We start from the raw sequence: 17,522 nt of genomic DNA on the forward strand, positions 1-17,522 counted from the left end.
TATTTATTATCATTCAAAATTCGTTATTCAACAATGAAGCTGTTTTCGTTTGCCTTTTTTATCTTGTCAATTGCCCTTACTTTTTCTTTTCGAAAAACATCCCCCTCGGCAGATAGTACCTCTTTTGCCCCTAAAGAAAATCTTTCGGAATACGGATTTTTTCGGGGCAAAATCGCGGACCAGCTTCCCGCCGAAGGGGTTGTTCCTTACCAGCTCAATACGCCGCTTTTTTCTGATTATGCCGAAAAATTGCGATTCGTAAAACTTCCTGCCGGCACAACCGTAGCCTATAATGCTGAGCGTGTACTTGACTTTCCCGTCGGAACCACCATCATCAAGACCTTTTATTATCCCAACGATTTTCGCAATCCCACCGCGGGGCGCCGCATCCTGGAAACACGTCTGCTGGTTCACGAAGAATCGGGCTGGAAAGCGCTGGAATATATCTGGAATGATGACCAAACCGACGCTTACCTAGAAGTAGCCGGAGAAACCAAAGAGGTGAGTTGGATTCATTCTGATGGCAAAAAACGCACCATTCAGTACGCAATGCCCAACCTAAATCAGTGCAAAGGCTGCCACAATCAAAATGAAAAAATGCAGCCCATCGGGCCGTCGGCAAGGCAATTGAATGGTGATTTTGAATATGGCGAAAAAGAAAACCAATTGGTTCATTGGCAAAAAACAGGACTTTTGACGGGACTTCCCGCCCTTGCCGATGTGCCCAAAGCGCCCGTCTGGAATGACCCCGCCAGCGGCTCCTTAGAGGCTCGGGCCCGGGCGTGGCTGGACATTAACTGTGCGCACTGCCACCGCAACGAAGGCCCCGCCAAAACCTCGGGCCTAATGTTGAATTACGACGAAACCGATTTGACAAAATTGGGCATAATGAAAGCGCCCATAGCCGCAGGAAGAGGCTCCGGCGGACGGCAATACAGCATCGTACCCGGCCAACCCGAAAAATCCATTTTACTGTACCGCATGGAATCCACCGACCCTGGCGAAATGATGCCTGAACTCGGCCGCAAAACCACGCATACGGAAGGAGTAGCGCTGGTGCGGGAGTGGATTAGGTCTTTGAAGTGAGGTTTCCCCACCTCAAAACCGCACCCGAAACACCGTCTTTCCTTCGTGCTCGGTGTGGAGCGAAAGCCCGAACCCGTGGTTGACCAGAATCTCCCGAATGAGCGTGAGCCCAACACCCTGTCCGTTGCGTTTGGTAGAGAAAAAAGGGCTAAACAACTGCTCTTCAATACCTTTCTGGATACCTTTCCCCGTATCTATGACTAGCAATTGAGGAGGCTGATGAGTTGTTTCAAACGTAATGGTCCCGTCATTTTCGATGGACTCAATAGCGTTTTTGATGACATTGATGAGTACTTGTTCCATCTGTGAAACGTCGGCCGCAATAATCACATCATTGTCACTGAAATTAAATTCAAAACGAATCTGTTGGCGTTTGGCCACCGACGACATCAGGCTTGCTGTTTTCATTACTAAATCACTGATATTCAGTGGCTCTTTGTGCGGAATGGGCAAGCGAACCACGTCGGCAAAACGTCGCATAAATTGGTTGAGGTTTTCGTTGCGGTCGCGGGCTACTTGCAGGGCTTCCGTTACGTCGGGTTGGTTTTGTTCCAACGAAATGGTCGTATCCAAAATCGAATTTACGGCCCCCACCGAGTTGTTGACTTCGTGCGCCATCATCCGTATTACCTTGCCGTAAGCGTTCTTTTCGGCGGCCAGAATTTCGGTCGTCAGTTCTTCGAGCATGATAAAATAACGTGGAAAACCCCGATCCATAAAATGCGCCTTTTGGCATTTATAAGTCTCCAACCCGTTGAAATTTATGGTCCGTGACTCCCCCGTTTTTAAGTGACTCAAGGCCTGCAAAACAGGATGCTCAATCGACGACAGCGCGCTGTGCAGCACGGCGTCGGCCTGAATGCTCAGCATGGCCTGCGCTTTAGGATTGATGGCGGTGATATTTTCGTCAAAATCCATCATCAAAATACCCGTGGGGGAGGTATGAATCAGTTTTTCAAGAAAAAAATGCTGTTCCTCTTGCCGGGTGCGCTCGGTACGCAACTGGTCAATCATCTGATTGTAAATTTCAATGAGCCGGTCCATTTCGTACTTTCCCGTTTTCAGAAATTTAACGTTAAAATCACGGTCTTTGATAGCTTCTACGCCCGTCATGAGCAGATTGAGGGGCTGAATCATTTCGTTGTACAATTGCCAAGCGATAAACAGCGAAAGCAGAATAAACACCTCAGAAGCAATGAAAAAAAGTGGCTCTTTTTGGAAAATATACAACGACAATCCCACCGCCACCAAGTGAATAATGACGATGAAAGAAATGAATTTGGTGCTTAGTTTCATATATTTAGCCATGCGTTACAACACAAAACCCAATGGATTTAGAACAACATTATCATCAGTTATGGACACGTTCGGTTCAGCAGTTTGAGTCAGGGCACTTTGAATATGACCCCATGATTGACGCGCCCGTAGACTCCCGCCGGGGTATTACTTTATTGGCCCGCCCACCGCTAAACGTCAGAACGGCCATTGAAACCATGCTCAGTGACCTCAAAGCGTCAGAACCTGAGCAATATTACTATCCAATTACGGATATTCATCTGACCGTTTTGTCAATTATTTCTTGTTACGAAAATTTTAGCCTTTCCCTCATTGATGCGGCCCAGTACGTGGCATTGGTTCAGGAAGTGATAAAAGCCCAAAAGTCGTTTAAAATACAGTTTAGGGGCATTACGGCTTCGCCGAGTTGTTTACTTATCCAAGGTTTTCCGTTGGACAATGCATTGAAAAAAATACGCAACGGCCTGCGTCAACGCTTTCAGAACGCTGGGCTGCAACATTCCATCGATAAACGCTACGCCATTCAGACGGCCCATTCGACGGTGGTTCGTTTCAGAAAACCCTTTATACAGCCTGAGGCGTTGCTCCAAAAAGTAAAAACCTACCGAGATGTAGATTTCGGGACGTTCGATGTCAACGAATTAGAGCTCGTTTTTAATGATTGGTATCAAAAAACGGGGATTACAGGCGTGCTTGCGAAGTATCCTTTAAAATAACGGAATCTGCTATTCTTCATCAAACGGAATACTGTACTTTTCCAATCGCCGGTACAACGCCGAGCGCGTTAGGCCTAGGGCTTTGGCTACGCGGGCCACTTTGCCCCGGTGAAATTCCATCGCACGCCGAATCATCTGAATTTCCATTTCTTCGAGCGTCATGCTGCCTACATCAGGAAGGGGGGATTTCGTAGATATGAGGTCGGAGGGGCGAGATTGCGGCTGATAATTTTGCTCAAAATCGGCCACTTCTAGTATGTCATTGTTGCTGACCAAAATCGTCCGTTCAACCAAGTTTTTGAGCTGGCGAATATTGCCCGGCAAGTTGAGTTGTTTGAGCCATTTTAGCGCGTCGCGGCTTACTTCTAAGTGCGGGCGGCTGTATATACTGCGTAGGTTGTTGACAAAAAAATCGACCAACAGCGGAATGTCATCGGGACGCTGGCGCAAAGACGGCAACTGAATCGTGATGAGGTTGATTCGGTACAGCAGGTCCTCCCGAAACGTACCTTTCGCCACCATTTCTTCCAGATTTCGATTGGTAGCACACACCACGCGCACGTCCAGCGTTTTGGTCTTGCTACTACCCAATATTTCGAAGGTTCGGTCCTGCAACACACGCAGCAATTTCACCTGACTGCTCAAATCCAGTTCGCCGATTTCATCCAAGAAAATGGTGCCGCGATTGGCCAATTCAAAGCGACCCGTGCGGTCGTAGCGCGCATCGGTAAACGCCCCGCGAATGTGCCCAAACATCTCCGATTCAAACAAACTGGTTGAAATCCCGCCCAAATTCACCTTGACGAAGGGGCGCTTGGCGCGTTGGCTATTTTGGTGGATGGCTTCCGCAATAAGCTCTTTTCCTGTACCACTTTCACCCATAATCAATACGGAGGCATCGGTCGCGGCTATCCGACCGATGGTGCCCAATATTTGCAACATGGATTCCGACTGCCCAATAATTTGCCCAAAATCGTACTGCCGGTCTAGTTGGCGACGACTGACCGACTGATTGGCCGCCCGTTGCCCTGAATTCACCTCTTTAGGTGCTTGGTCATTTGCCGCTAAATCTTTGCCTTTTGCCTCACGCAACGCCAATGCGGTACGGACCGACTGCATCAAATGCGTATTTTGCCAAGGTTTACTGATAAAATCAGCCGCCCCGATTTTCATCCCTTTGACGGCCAAATCAATCGTGGCCCAACCCGTAATGAGAATCACGGGTACGTGTGCATCTTGTTGTCTGATTTGAGCGAGCAGATTCAAGCCGTCATTTCCAGAGGTGTCGTTAGAAAAATTCATGTCGAGCAACACCAATTCAATCACATTCTCAGTCAAATGAATGAGAGCTTCTTCGGGTGTTTGGGCCGTTGCCACGTCGAACTTCTCTTTGCGCATCAGCAGCGAAAGAGAAGTTCGAACGGCAATATCATCATCAACGATTAAAATCATACTTATTCTTCGTGCAAAACGGTCGCTGGCTGCATCACAGAAGCCTGACGACTCGGATAAAAAGCGCAAATGCTGACTAACACATAAACCGAAATGACGGCCATTAAAATCCCTAATAAATATACCCCTGCCTCTACATCAAACACATTCAGCAAGGGAAATTGAACCGCAAAAAAGACGCCTAAAATAAGCCCAAAAGTAGCAATAACGGCGGTTTCGCCAATAAAATGCCATAAGATAGCTCCCTGCGTAGCCCCCATGGCACGGCGTACGCCGATTTCTTGCTTGCGGCGGCTGATGGTTTGAAATAGCACCCCAAACAGTCCTAAGGCGACGTTGAAGACCAAGAAACTGCACACAATCAATAAAATCAGGACGGGCACTAGCACAAGGTTGTTGCGGTTGGATTTCATGTTGTTCATCTGCTGAATTTCGATTGACCAATCCTTGCCCAAGCGCGCCACTTCCTTCGAGATTTGGGCTTCCAATTCCGCCCCACTGCCTGCTTGTACCTTCATCACCATGGTATCATCCCATCGCTCAGAGGGCTGAAATATGCAGCTGGAAAGCTTCTGAAAGTCATCTTTGTGTTTAAAATAATCCACCACACCGACTACTTTCATTTTGGGGTCGTTTGCGCCTGCCCCCTCACCATTGCCCAACGTTTTCCCTATCGCACTTTCATTGCCAAACAGTTCTTCCTTCAAGCGACGCGTAATGACGATAGGACGATAATTACCCGCTTTATCTGCCTCATTAAACCAACGCCCTTCAGAAATCTGCATGTTCATCACCTTCGGAAAATCAGGCTCAACCCTCATGATTTCGCTCATCGTGGTCTTTTTGTTGTACTCCACATTGTTGTTCATAGAACTGAAGGTAAACGGAGCGTTAGCGCTGGTAAAAGAAAAGCTATGCACCGCCCGATAGCGCGTCAATTGCTGCCGAACCAATTCTTTGTATTCGGCTTTGATGGTGTCGTTGGGTGCATTAAAGTTAAAAAAAGCAACCCAAACATTGTCGGTTTCGAGGCCCGAAGGCTGGGCGTAGTTTCGGTAGTTATAGATACCGAGCGTCCAGACCGCAAACAAAATAAGAAAGGAAAAGAATATTTCGAACATCATCAAAGAGTTCATCTTTTTCCGTTTCCAGATGAGTTTAAATAAGTGTTTTAACATGGCTTTTTAATTTTTAAGGGCTTCCACAACTTGTAATTTTGACATCCGCCAGGCAGGGTAAACCCCCGACAAAAGCCCAAACAGCAAGCTGACAAAAATGGCAATAGAAAAAACTTTCCAGTTGAAACTCAAATCAATGTAGGCGATTAAGTTGCTGTTGTTTAGATAATAAATAATTCCCAGCGACAGAAAAACCGCAATCACTCCACCAATGAGCGTGAGAATAATATTTTCAATCACAAACTGCATCACCAAGGTTTTGGACGAGGCCCCGAAAGCCTTCCGAATGCCAATCTCCGAAGCCCGCTCCATGATACGACTCATATTGATGTTGACCAAGTTGATGGCCGGCAAAGACATGAATAACAAGGCGATTCCGAGCATAATGGTAAAAAAATACCCCACACCGTCGTTTTCACCATCGCCCTTAAACTGACGGGTAAAACTGGTAATGTAAGAATCGGCAGAAACATACAGTTTATCGGGCCTAAACCACTTATCGCCCGTGTCGGTCAATTTAATTTTTGAAGCTATAACGTTGAATTCGGTCTGTATTTTAGGAATATCCGATGGATTATTGGGCAGGATTATCGCGGCAAAGTTACCCCGTAATTCTACCTTTTTTAAATCAGCCTTGGAGGTATTGTACGGAAAATACAAATCCGATGAAACGTGAATCCGGGTAATCGGACAGCCACGTACTACCCCGATAATGCGGTAATTGACGTTGTCGATTTCAATCATTTTTCCCACCGCCGGCTGGCCTTTACCCACGTATTCGTCGCGGACGTAATCGTTGATAACCACTACATAATCGTTGTTGGCGATGTTTTGTTCGGTATAATTTTTCCCTTCCAAAAAATCAAAGGAAGTAACCTCCCAAAAATTACTGTCGGTATGCCGATAGCGGACATTCAGCTTATGGTTATTGAGGTAAATATTGATGGTACTTGGCATCGAAACGGCAGCAATCTTAGCGGGTGTTTTGAGCGACCGAACGTAAGTATTGATGAACGAAAAGCTGACGGGGCCCGAGCTTTGGCCTTGGTTTTTGGTATCTTTCTCCTTTACATTCCAGATATACAAAGAGCGGTCGCGGTTGATTTCAGGGTAGCCAGCCGCAATCAAGTGGTCAATAAAGGCCGTAGCCACCACCAAAATAGTGAGCGTCAAACTGATGCCGAACAGGCTGATAAACGTGAAAAACTTTCGACGTTGCAGCACGGCAAGGGTGATTTTGAGGTAGTTGAGCAGCATGATTAGGAAACTTGTGAACCGTCAAATAATCTGATTAAGCGATGCGTACGTTTGGCCATGTTTTCATCGTGGGTTACCATGATGATGGTGGCTTTGTCGCGTTGATTGAGCGTAGTCAAGATGTCCATGATTTCGTTGCCCATGTTGCTGTCCAAATTGCCCGTAGGCTCATCGGCCAAAATAATCTGCGGCTGCCCCACAATGGCCCTTGCAATCGCCACCCGCTGTTTTTGCCCCCCCGAAAGTTGATTGGGATAATGCTTCATTCGGTTACTGAGTCCCACTTTTTCCAGCGCTTCGCTCGCCAAGCGGCGGCGCTCGCTGCTCGAAACCTTGCGGTACAAAAGTGGCAACTCTACGTTATCCAATACTGGTAAATCATTAATCAGGTGAAAACTCTGAAAAATAAAGCCCAATGTTTGATTGCGAAATTGCGCCAACTGACTGTCGGGCAAGCCATTGGTGTGTTTTCCACCAATTTCTACTTTACCATTCGACGGCTCATCCAATAGCCCGATGATGTTGAGCAACGTACTTTTGCCGCAACCCGAAGGGCCCATAATGGAAACAAATTCTCCTTTTTCAACGCTCAAATTGATGTTATTGAGCGCAACTGTTTCTACCGTGGCTGTCCGATAGACCTTTTCGATGTTCTTTAAATGTATCATGGTTTATTTCAATTTGCTTTCTGTTTCAAAATCATACAATGTCAATTGCCGCAGCTTGTAGTAAGCCCCCCAATAGTCGCGTAGGGCATAAATATAATCGCGTTTGGCTTGGTCTTTTTCGGTAAACGAAATACTTAAATCGGTGATGCTCAGGTTTCCCAACACGTACCTGTCTTGCGCAATTCGGTACTTTTCCGACGCAATGCTATCGGCCTGAACGGTGAGTGAAAGTTGGTCGCGGAGCATTTCAAACAGCGTAACTTGGGTATAAATTTCCTGTTGAAAATTCTGTTTGTCCTGCTCAACTGTGTACTGAGTTAGTTGGCGCTGGGCTTCGGCGGTTTTGGTACGGGATTTAGAACGCCCCCAGTCCAAAATCGGAATGTCCAATTGTAATTCTACCGTTTGTTGGTCTTGGGGTTTACGGTACAATTCGGGCACCGTAATACCACGGTTTGAAAAACCCAAGGTAGCGGTGAGGGTGGCATTGAGGCCATTATCGCCTTTAGCTTTTGCCACAGCCCGTTCGGCTTCCAGTGTTCTTCGGCCAAACGCAATCGCATCGGAACGGTTAGCAAACGCTTGCTCAATGGCCCTCTCAGACGAAAGCGTCAGCGCGGCGGGTTGGGTGGGTGTTTGTAACTCTATTTTTCCTTCTGCCTGTAGGCCAATGTAGGCTTTTAAGTTCAACGAAGCCACTTCCAAGTCACGTTTTGAGACACCTACCGCCTTTCGCGCTTTGAGCAATTCGAGTTGTAATTGCAGTATTTCGTTGCGCGTGTTCTTACCCAATTCATACTTTTCATTGGCCACTTTCAGAATGTTTTGGGTATTGGTCAAATTGGTTTCGGCAATCTGTAAATTGACCTGTGCCAACAGCAAATCAAAGAATAACCCACTGGCCCGCAACGCAATCTGCTCCAACGATTCGATGTAAGTTTGTTGACTTTCGTTGAACTTAAGTGGCTCGATTTTCTTATCCCATTTAAATGAATTGAAACGCAGCAACGGCTGCAAATACCCAACAGCGAAGGGAGTCCCGTTGTAGAGGGTATTTTTTCGGTCAAAATCATCAAATCGCTGCAATTGTGAGGTGGCATAAATACTTCCACCCGTGGCGGCGATGCTCTGACTCAGCGAAAGATTTAGCGACGAATTGTTATTACGAATGGGCTGAAACTGAATCGTCCCGTCAGGCTGACGTACCTCAATAAACGACCGGCTAAACGCGGGCAGATTCCCGCTTAACGTTAATTGCGGCTTGTAGTTTGACAAGAAAGTGCGGTATTCCCAATACTTTGTTTCTTTGGTAGTAGACGCTTGACGCGCTGAAATAGATTGATTTTTGGCCATTTCTACCACTTCTGAAAGCGTTAGTTGGGTTGTTTGGCTATGTACCGATATTGACAAAAAAAAGCAAAAGACAAGTAATTGTACACCCAAGCGACAGACCTCTTGCACCTGTACTATTCGCCAGTGACGGGTTCTACATAAACATATTTTATTCATGGCTGTTTCGTTCAGATGGGCACGGCAGGGCATGCCCATACATAATGTGGCTTTATTTTATCTCCAACTCCTTGACATTCTTATACTTGCTCATGTCTGAAATGATTACGCGTTCTCCAGCTCGAATGCCCTCTTTGACTTCAACAAAGTCAAAATTAGCCAACCCGATTTTTACGGTTCTGCGCTCTGCTTTTCCGTCGGGACGAAGGACAAAAACATCTTGCACAGGTGTACCCGTAAAGCCTGCGCCGTTGGCCACTCTTACCACTTGGTTATGGGCATCTGTCACAGGATACACTTCTACTTTCATCTTCGGGCGCAGCAGTTTATTAGCTTTATCATCAAGTTGCACGTCAAAATTGACGATATTGTTCTGAACAGAAGGCAGGATATTCGTAAGTGTACCGCGCAATTGCGTATCGTTGATGCGTACTACCACAGGCATTCCAACCCGAATCAGGTCAGCATAATTATCAGATATAGAGCCAATTACTTTAAACCCGCCCAAGTCCGCCAAACGAGCCAATACTTCACCTTCTGCGACCTTGGAGCCGATGTTTTTGTTGACGTAAGTAAGCACTCCGGCGCGGTTGGCAATGATGTTGGCTTGCTGGAGTTTGCGTTGGAGTTCTTGAAGGTCTTTTTCTTTGATTTGCGCGCCAATTTCAGACTCGCGAATGTCGGCCCGCATCGTTTGTTGTTTGATGCGAATATCGTTTTCGAGCTGTCGCTTTTCCAATTGTGCAATACGCAGATTCTGCTCGGCTTGGTCGACACTTTCGCGCGTGCCGCCACCTGCTTTAAACAATCGTTTGGCATTTTCAATATCGGCGCGTAAGCTATTGATTTTTAGAACCTTAATAGAGTCATTTATTTTTAAATCATAAAAGCTCTTCTCCAACTCCCAACGCAGTTTAACGATACCATTGCGTTTGAGTTCAAGCTCGTCTTTCATTTTTTCAAAATTCAACTGCGTAAACTCCTTATCCAACTCCAGAATCTTATCGCCATTTTTGACTGAAGCCCCCGCATCAAGGTAGATTTGTTGGATTACCGCCGTAATCGGACTGGTAATCACGGCTTCAAAATCAGGTTGAATCTCGCCCGAGGCAGTAAGTGTATTCTCAACATTTCCGATTTCGGCGGTTGCGAGTCGAAGGTCACTTTTGTTTACGGAATTGCTCAAGGAGGTGCGTAAGCCCCACACGGCCCCTGCGACAACAAGGGCAAATACACCAATCCAAAGCCAACGGCGGCGGGATTGTTCTTTTTGGTTTTCTTCGGGTATATCTCTGTCCATTTTTGAAAATAAATTGGCTGTATATACAAAAGGGCATCCAAAGGCGTGCCACCAACCAACCAATTGATTATCAGAAATTTATTGCATTTTCAAAAAACAAAAAGTGTTCGGTATCGAACACTTTGTTTGAAATTGGGAAAGGATAAAAAAGGTTATTTTATTCGTTTTTCAATTTTTCCAGTTCTTCGACGGTTAGCCCTGTCAAGCGAATAATAATATCCATGGGAATATTTTCGGCAATGGCATTACGAGCTATCTCAATCTTGCCTTCTATTTTGCCTTCTATTAATCCTTCTATTTTACCTTCAATCTTGCCTTCAATTTTACCTTCAATAAGCCCTATCATTCGACCTTCCGTTTTGCCTTCGGCAATGGCCGTATCAATGACATTTTTCAAATCTCTGTAATATTTAAGACTGGCTTCATAACTGTCGCGTTCGTCAGGGGTAAATTTGGCGATTTCGGCGGCCTCAAACAATCGAGCAAAAATCTTCTCCTGCAATGCTTTCGGACGATTGTCTAAATAAGGGAGATGTTTCAAAACATACAGCCATTTGTCATAGGTGGTTTCTAGCTCTTCCTCGGTTTTTGTAAAATGAGGCATTTCCAGATAAATAAAAGTCAATTTATCATAGAATACCCGGCAGTTTTGGTCTTTCAATTGCACTTCATGACGTACTTCTTTTTCATTGCTATCTTCTGTAAATACAAAATCCAGAATGCCAACGGTGTATATTTCCGACAATTTAAAATCCCAATCACCCCGCTTTGCCTGTTCTTGTATGGGAAAAGAAGAATAAAAAATGCTACGGTCTTTAAAGTAGTTTTGCTTGGCCTTTTGCATTTCTACAATGAAACGTTCGCCGTTTGTGCCTACACAATACAAATCAAAAATGGCCTTTCGATCAATTTCCGTATTCCCGATTTGTTCATTCTTTGCGTAGGACAATTCCGCAATTTTATGACGGTTAGGCAGCACTACCTGGTTTAAAAAATCAATCAATAAATCTTTGTTGAGCTCTGTGCCAAACAATTTTTTAAAGCCAAAATCCGTAAATGGATTAACATATTTCTCTTTAATAATCACGTGGTTATGCAGTTTTGAAACAAATTTACGATTTTTAAGTAAATGCCACTTTTAAAATTCTTAGTAAGTAACAATCCTCCAAATGTGCCTATATTTACTCAATAGGCAATTCAATTACAGTTTCGTCGTCACCAGTAGGCCGTTCGTCGATAAGAGGGCGGTTAAAGGTTTGCAAAACCTAACTTTTATATTCAATTTTATGTTATATACCAAAATTTAACCTTTTCAAACATGGCATTATTTAACCTGAAAATCAACGGAAAAACGTACAAAGCCGACGTTGATGCCAATACGCCTCTGCTCTGGGTATTGCGCGACCACCTCGATTTAGTAGGTACCAAATACGGCTGCGGAATGGCAATGTGCGGTGCCTGTACCGTACACGTAAACGGCGAGGCTACCCGCTCATGCGTGGTGCCTGTATCTAACGTATCAAACGCAACCATTACGACGGTGGAGGGGCTATCCGAAACCGGAACCCACCCAGTGCAGGAAGCGTGGGATGAAGTAGACGTACCGCAGTGTGGCTACTGTCAGGCAGGTCAAATGATGACGGCATCGGCATTGCTCGCCAAAAATGCCAACCCTTCCGACAAAGAAATTGAGGAAGCGATGGTGGGTAACATCTGCCGTTGTGGCACGTACCACCGGATTCACGATGCGGTGAAGTTGGCCGCCGCCAAAATGAAAAAATAATTCCTTTCCTGAACCATTCTAACCACGGGCGGGTCCGTCCGTACCACATAGCATGAGCACTAATCAATCCAGAAGAGATTTCTTCAAAACATCTGCCACCGCGGCTGGTGGCTTAGTACTCGGATTTGGCTGGTTTTCGTCGGAGGCCTTTGAGCCTGGCGTATTGACCAAAGCCGCCGCCGATACCATCGACTTTAACGCTTATCTGGCCATCGCGCCTTCGGGCATCATTACCATATATTCGCCTAATCCTGAAATCGGGCAAGGCATCAAAACGGCTTTCCCAATCATTGTGGCCGAAGAATTGGACGCCGATTGGAGCAAAGTAAAGGTAGAGCAGTCGCCGTTGGATACCAAAAAATTTGAACGTCAACTCACCGGAGGAAGCGGCGCTATCCGCCACTCATGGGAACGCCTACGCAAAGCTGGAGCCACTGCCCGCGCCATGTTGATGGAAGCCGCCGCCAAGAAATGGAGCGTACCCGTCAGCGAGTGTAGCACCAGCAAAGGCTTCGTAATGCACAGCTCTGGCAAAAAACTAAGCTACGGCGAGTTGGCAACGGATGCTGCCCAAATTACGCCTCCAACAACGGTAAAGCTCAAAGACAAAAGCAACTTCACCTTGATTGGGACTTCCGTAAAAGGCGTTGATAGCAAAGACATTTTGACGGGGAAAAACCTTTTTGGCATTGACTACAAGCGCGAAGGTATGCTCAACGCCATGATTCAACGCCCACCAGCTTTTGGTCTCAAATTGAAATCATTTGACGCGACCGAGGCCAAGAAAATGCCCGGTATCACGCATGTTGTTTCCTTTGGCAATAAAGTAGCCATCGTCGGAAAAACCACTTGGGAAGTGATGCAGGCCCGCAAAGCCGTGAAAATTGAGTGGGAAAAAGAAAAAGACCTCGAAAGCTCCGCCGACCACGACCGCATTTTCAAAGAAATGCTCAACAGCACCACTGCCACCGTTCACCGCAAAGACGGCGACATAGAAGCGGCTTTCAAAAATGCCTACAAGGTCATCGAAGCCGAATATCAATGCCCATTCTTGCCGCATAGCCCGATGGAGCCGATGAACTTTTTTGCCCATTTCAAAGGCGACAGCATCGAGATGGCTGGCCCCAGCCAGACGCCCCAAAATGCGCAAAATCAAATTGCGAAAATGTTCAACATCGCTCCCGAAAAAGTCACCATAGAACTGACCCGTATGGGCGGAGGATTTGGACGCCGTCTCAACACCGACTACGCCGTGGAAGCTGCCGAGCTATCGAGCATCATCAAAGCACCCGTCAAAGTAACTTGGTCACGCGAGGATGACACCGCTGGGGGAATTTACCGCCCTGCCGTGCGTTATCGCTTCAAAGCGTCTATCGACAAAGCCGGCAATATCACTGGCTATATGCTCCACGGTGCAGGAATGAACGCTGGAAACGCCACCCGCCCCGACAACTTTCCAGTAGGTGCTATTGAAAATACACTAATTCAATCCAACGACCACAAGTCGCCCATAACTACTGGCCCTTGGCGGGCACCGATTACCAACTTTTTGGCCTATGCCGAACAGGCGTTTTTGGATGAAGTAGCCATGGCGGGCGGCAAAGACCCCATTCAGTTACGGATGGAGCTGTTGGAAAAAGCACAGAAAAGCCCCGTCGGAAAACTCACTTACGAGCCCGAACGTTTCCGCGAGGTCATTAAGTTAGCGGCTGATAAAGCGGGTTGGGGCAAGAAGAAAAAAGGAGTTTACCAAGGTTTCAGCGTGTACTTCTCACACGCTTCCTACGTGGCCCAAATTGCCGAAATGGCCAATGTTAAAGGAAAACCCGTTTTGAAAAAGGTATACGCAGCCGTTGATTGCGGCATCGTCATCAACGAAAGCAGCGCCCAAAACCAAGTCTACGGCGCTATCGTGGATGGGCTTGGTCATGCCATGTACGGAAATCTTACTTTCAAAGACGGCGCACCTCAGCAGGATAATTTCAACAAATACCGCCTGATTCGCTACAACGAAGTTCCTGACATTGAAGTACATTTTGTCAAAAATGGCATCGACCCTACTGGCCTTGGAGAACCTGCATTGCCTCCAACGGGCGGAGCCATTGCCAATGCTATTTTCAAAACAACGGGCAAGCGACTCTACAATCAGCCTTTTTCTGAACAAGGAGCTACATTGGGTTAATAGACAGCGAAGGAAGACTATTGTCAAACCAACTTTTCCGTCTATTTTTGTGACGCCAATACGGTAACGTCGGCAAGGATTGGGTTCCCCACTCAAAACCTTGCCGGCGTTTTGAAATTCACTACTCAATACACATAAATACATGGCTTCACAGTACGATTTGATAATTATTGGCAGCGGGCCCGGTGGCTACGTAGCCGCCATCCGCGCTTCCCAATTGGGATTAAAAACCGCTATTGTAGAAAAAGAAAGCCTCGGAGGTATTTGCCTTAACTGGGGCTGTATCCCTACCAAAGCGTTATTGAAAAGCGCTCAGGTATTTCAGTACATCAACCACGCCAAAGATTACGGTATCACGGTTGGCAATGCTGAAGCTGATTTCGGCGCGGTTATTAAGCGTAGCCGCGACGTAGCCAATGGCATGAGCAAAGGCGTGAACTTTCTGATGAAGAAAAACAAAATCGACATCATTGAAGGCGCAGGTCGCGTAAAACCTGGCAAAAAAGTAGAAGTTGAAAAAGACGGTAAAAAAACCGAATACACGGCCACGAGCATCATCATTGCCACGGGAGGCCGCGCTCGTCAGCTCCCCAACGTTCCCATCGACGGTCAGAAAGTAATCGAGTACCGCAAAGCAATGTCGTTGGAAAAACAACCTAAGTCATTGCTCGTCATTGGTTCTGGAGCAATCGGCGTTGAGTTTGCGTACGTATACGCCAGCATGGGCACCAAAGTAACGATTGTGGAGTTTATGCCTAACGTGGTTCCCGTAGAAGACGAAGACGTCTCAAAAGAACTGGCAAAACAATACAAAAAAATGGGTATCGAAATCCACCTCAATTCAAGCGTGGAAAAAGTAGATACAAGCGGTGCAGGTTGTGTGTCGACTGTAAAAACCCCTTCTGGTGAAATCAAAATCGAAACCGACATTGTACTTTCGGCGGCTGGTGTGGTAGCCAACATCGAAAACATCGGTTTGGAAGAAACGGGTATCAAAGTTGAAAAAGGAAAAATTACAACTGATGATTTTTACCAAACCAATGTTCCCGGATATTACGCCATCGGTGATGTGACTAAAGGCCAAGCCTTGGCACACGTAGCCTCGGCCGAAGGAATTATCTGCGTTGAAAAAATCGCGGGCCAGCCGCACGTTCATCCGCTCAATTACAACAACATCCCTGGCTGTACCTATTGCACCCCCGAAATTGCTTCGGTAGGCTATACCGAAAAAGCCGCCAAGGAAGCCGGATACGAGATTAAAGTAGGTAAATTCCCCTTCTCCGCATCAGGAAAAGCCAAAGCCGCTGGTACGCCAGAAGGTTTTGTGAAAGTAATTTTTGACGCCAAGTACGGCGAATGGCTCGGTGCGCACATGATTGGCACCAACGTCACCGAAATGATTGCCGAAGTAGTTGTTGCCCGTAATTTGGAAACCACTGGCCACGAAATCGTGAAGTCGGTTCACCCACACCCTACCATGTCTGAAGCGATTATGGAAGCGGCCGCCGCTGCTTACGGTGAGGTGATTCACCTATAAAATTTTTAGTAAAATAGTTGCAGGCCCGTATCCGTCAATCACTGATACGGGCCTTTTTTTAAAGGCCCCGCTGGAAATACCCAGTTTTCCCCAAAAACATCGCTCGGTATACTATTTCAGGACTGGCATACATTTTTACCAAAGTTAAAAAGCTAATTTCTACTGATTCAACCCATTTAATTGCTTTTCGTCACAATAGACAAGCCTTTTATCCGTTTTGGATTGCGTATTTATTTATCAAATGCCATCTTCGCGTCAAATCTCACTCAATGCCATGATTCGCATTCTCAATTATAGTATACTTATCTCCGTTTGTTGCCTCTTAGTTTCCTGTTTTTCGGAAGAGAAAAAAGCCACCGTTACTACTGGGCCAGTTTATACCTTGGTTTTTATGGACAAAACCCAGAGTGTCAATATCAATAAAGCGTTTGTCGCCCAGAAATATCAGCAAATATTAAGTGATTTGATTGAGCAAAATATCCGTCAAAAAGGCGACAAATTGGAAGTGTATTTTATTCATGAAAATACCCAAAAAGCACGTGCTTTATCACTTACCTGCCGTACCGAAGTAGAAGATATCAGTCACATGAACGCGACCGACCGCGAAGCGGCTCAAACCACCGCCGACCTCACCCTTCAGCGCGAACGTATGATATTTCTGCGGCAGTTAATGGCCAAGTTAGGTATCCAAAACGTGGGAAATTCTCAGCGCCAAACCGATATTTGGGCGAGCCTGCCCGTTATCAACAAAGCCACCGAAACGGGTGCTGAAGTAAAAGTATACTATCTAAGCGACATGATCGAGAGTATGAAAGGCGCCAATCGCCGCGATTTTCATTCAACTCCTCCTCAGGACAATACCCAAGCTGAAAGTTGGGCCAAAACTGATGCCCAAGCCATGCAGCAATACGCCCTAAACGCGGCCGAAATCAAAATTGCATTACCTTTTGAACCTACAAGCAGCACCAAAGAAAATAACCCTACCGTAACCCATTATTGGAGTACTTTATTGCAGGAGCTGGGAGCTGGTACGGTGGATGAATTGTAACTTCAGTTAAATAATTTTCGCCATCCCCACAAAAGGAGGACGAGTAAAACGGCAAAAATCACCAGTACGTATTCAAATTTGAGGTAAGAGAAGACCACAATACGCGTACGGTCTACAATCCACATCAGGGAGATGACTGCAAAAATCATCAGTACCAACCCGCTTAATTTCTGAAATCCAGGAATATAATCAAACGAAATGACATTCCGACGAATCAGCCAAAGCGTTAGCAACATGGCAAAAAAGGGAAGAATCTGCGTATAAATGTTAAAATCAAAAATGCTCCGACGTTCAAACAGAAAAAGGTAAACATTGAGCGCCACGGCAAAAATACCTGGTATACAAGCCAAATAAATCAAGAAAGCGTAGAAGTAATTCCAAGGTGACAGATGCCCTTCGTTTTTGCCCAGTAGATTTGCCAAAAGGGCCATCAAAGGCAGTAAGGCGAAGTAAATAAGCACCCAGTCGGGCCGTTCACCTACACGATCAAAGAATTGTTGTAATGTCATG

Annotated in this window: 15 protein-coding genes; 6 read left to right on the forward strand and 9 right to left on the reverse strand. The window is 46.1% G+C overall.

Annotated features, from left to right (window positions below):
* Window positions 1-33: 33 nt before the first annotated feature.
* A complete protein-coding gene (locus NCI00_RS26550) occupies window positions 34-1,086 on the forward strand; it encodes an SO2930 family diheme c-type cytochrome (protein WP_253532685.1) in 1,053 nt (350 codons plus the stop codon).
* A gap of 12 nt (window positions 1,087-1,098) precedes the next feature.
* On the opposite strand, the gene NCI00_RS26555 is transcribed toward NCI00_RS26550, so the two are convergent.
* The gene (locus NCI00_RS26555; protein ID WP_253532687.1) at window positions 1,099-2,382 is read right to left on the reverse strand and encodes a sensor histidine kinase; all 1,284 of its coding nucleotides are present in this window, start codon (window positions 2,380-2,382) and stop codon (window positions 1,099-1,101) included.
* A 32-nt stretch (window positions 2,383-2,414) separates the two neighbouring features.
* On the opposite strand from NCI00_RS26555, the gene NCI00_RS26560 reads away from it, so the two are divergent.
* Complete coding sequence (locus NCI00_RS26560) at window positions 2,415-3,098, forward strand: 2'-5' RNA ligase family protein (protein ID WP_253532689.1); 684 nt, start codon at window positions 2,415-2,417, stop codon at window positions 3,096-3,098.
* Between the two features lie 9 nt (window positions 3,099-3,107).
* Here the strand turns inward: NCI00_RS26560 and NCI00_RS26565 are convergent, their stop codons facing one another.
* From NCI00_RS26565 to NCI00_RS26595, 7 genes are all read right to left on the reverse strand, one after another.
* Window positions 3,108-4,550, reverse strand: a complete 1,443-nt coding sequence (locus NCI00_RS26565; RefSeq protein ID WP_253532692.1) for a sigma-54-dependent transcriptional regulator — start codon at window positions 4,548-4,550, stop codon at window positions 3,108-3,110.
* 2 nt (window positions 4,551-4,552) lie between these two features.
* Window positions 4,553-5,728, reverse strand: a complete 1,176-nt coding sequence (locus NCI00_RS26570; RefSeq protein WP_253532694.1) for an ABC transporter permease — start codon at window positions 5,726-5,728, stop codon at window positions 4,553-4,555.
* A gap of 6 nt (window positions 5,729-5,734) precedes the next feature.
* Window positions 5,735-6,985 (reverse strand): ABC transporter permease, encoded by a 1,251-nt coding sequence (locus NCI00_RS26575; RefSeq protein WP_253532696.1) that lies wholly within the window; start codon window positions 6,983-6,985, stop codon window positions 5,735-5,737.
* Window positions 6,986-6,987: 2 nt separating this feature from the next.
* A complete protein-coding gene (locus NCI00_RS26580; protein WP_253532697.1) occupies window positions 6,988-7,653 on the reverse strand; it encodes an ABC transporter ATP-binding protein in 666 nt (221 codons plus the stop codon).
* A gap of 3 nt (window positions 7,654-7,656) precedes the next feature.
* A complete protein-coding gene (locus tag NCI00_RS26585; protein WP_253532698.1) occupies window positions 7,657-9,063 on the reverse strand; it encodes a TolC family protein in 1,407 nt (468 codons plus the stop codon).
* Between the two features lie 151 nt (window positions 9,064-9,214).
* Window positions 9,215-10,462 (reverse strand): efflux RND transporter periplasmic adaptor subunit, encoded by a 1,248-nt coding sequence (locus NCI00_RS26590; RefSeq protein WP_253532699.1) that lies wholly within the window; start codon window positions 10,460-10,462, stop codon window positions 9,215-9,217.
* A gap of 157 nt (window positions 10,463-10,619) precedes the next feature.
* Window positions 10,620-11,549: an Rpn family recombination-promoting nuclease/putative transposase gene (locus tag NCI00_RS26595; RefSeq protein WP_253532700.1), complete on the reverse strand. Its 930-nt coding sequence runs from the start codon at window positions 11,547-11,549 to the stop codon at window positions 10,620-10,622.
* A gap of 231 nt (window positions 11,550-11,780) precedes the next feature.
* On the opposite strand from NCI00_RS26595, the gene NCI00_RS26600 reads away from it, so the two are divergent.
* From NCI00_RS26600 to NCI00_RS26615, 4 genes are all read left to right on the forward strand, one after another.
* Window positions 11,781-12,245, forward strand: coding sequence for a (2Fe-2S)-binding protein (locus NCI00_RS26600; RefSeq protein ID WP_114070295.1), 465 nt, complete (start codon window positions 11,781-11,783; stop codon window positions 12,243-12,245).
* A 52-nt stretch (window positions 12,246-12,297) separates the two neighbouring features.
* On the forward strand, window positions 12,298-14,427 hold the full coding sequence (locus NCI00_RS26605) for a xanthine dehydrogenase family protein molybdopterin-binding subunit (protein WP_253532701.1): 2,130 nt from the start codon (window positions 12,298-12,300) through the stop codon (window positions 14,425-14,427).
* A 142-nt stretch (window positions 14,428-14,569) separates the two neighbouring features.
* Window positions 14,570-15,964 carry a dihydrolipoyl dehydrogenase gene (lpdA, locus tag NCI00_RS26610; protein ID WP_253532702.1) on the forward strand — a complete coding sequence of 465 codons (1,395 nt, stop codon included), beginning with the start codon at window positions 14,570-14,572 and terminating at the stop codon, window positions 15,962-15,964.
* 274 nt (window positions 15,965-16,238) lie between these two features.
* Window positions 16,239-17,012: a hypothetical protein gene (locus NCI00_RS26615; RefSeq protein ID WP_253532705.1), complete on the forward strand. Its 774-nt coding sequence runs from the start codon at window positions 16,239-16,241 to the stop codon at window positions 17,010-17,012.
* Window positions 17,013-17,014: 2 nt separating this feature from the next.
* On the opposite strand, the gene NCI00_RS26620 is transcribed toward NCI00_RS26615, so the two are convergent.
* On the reverse strand, window positions 17,015-17,521 hold the full coding sequence (locus NCI00_RS26620; RefSeq protein WP_166556716.1) for a hypothetical protein: 507 nt from the start codon (window positions 17,519-17,521) through the stop codon (window positions 17,015-17,017).
* Window position 17,522: the final 1 nt, after the last annotated feature.

The sequence above is a fragment of the Runella salmonicolor genome, from assembly GCF_024158025.1.
In the GTDB taxonomy this organism is placed as follows: domain Bacteria; phylum Bacteroidota; class Bacteroidia; order Cytophagales; family Spirosomataceae; genus Runella; species Runella salmonicolor.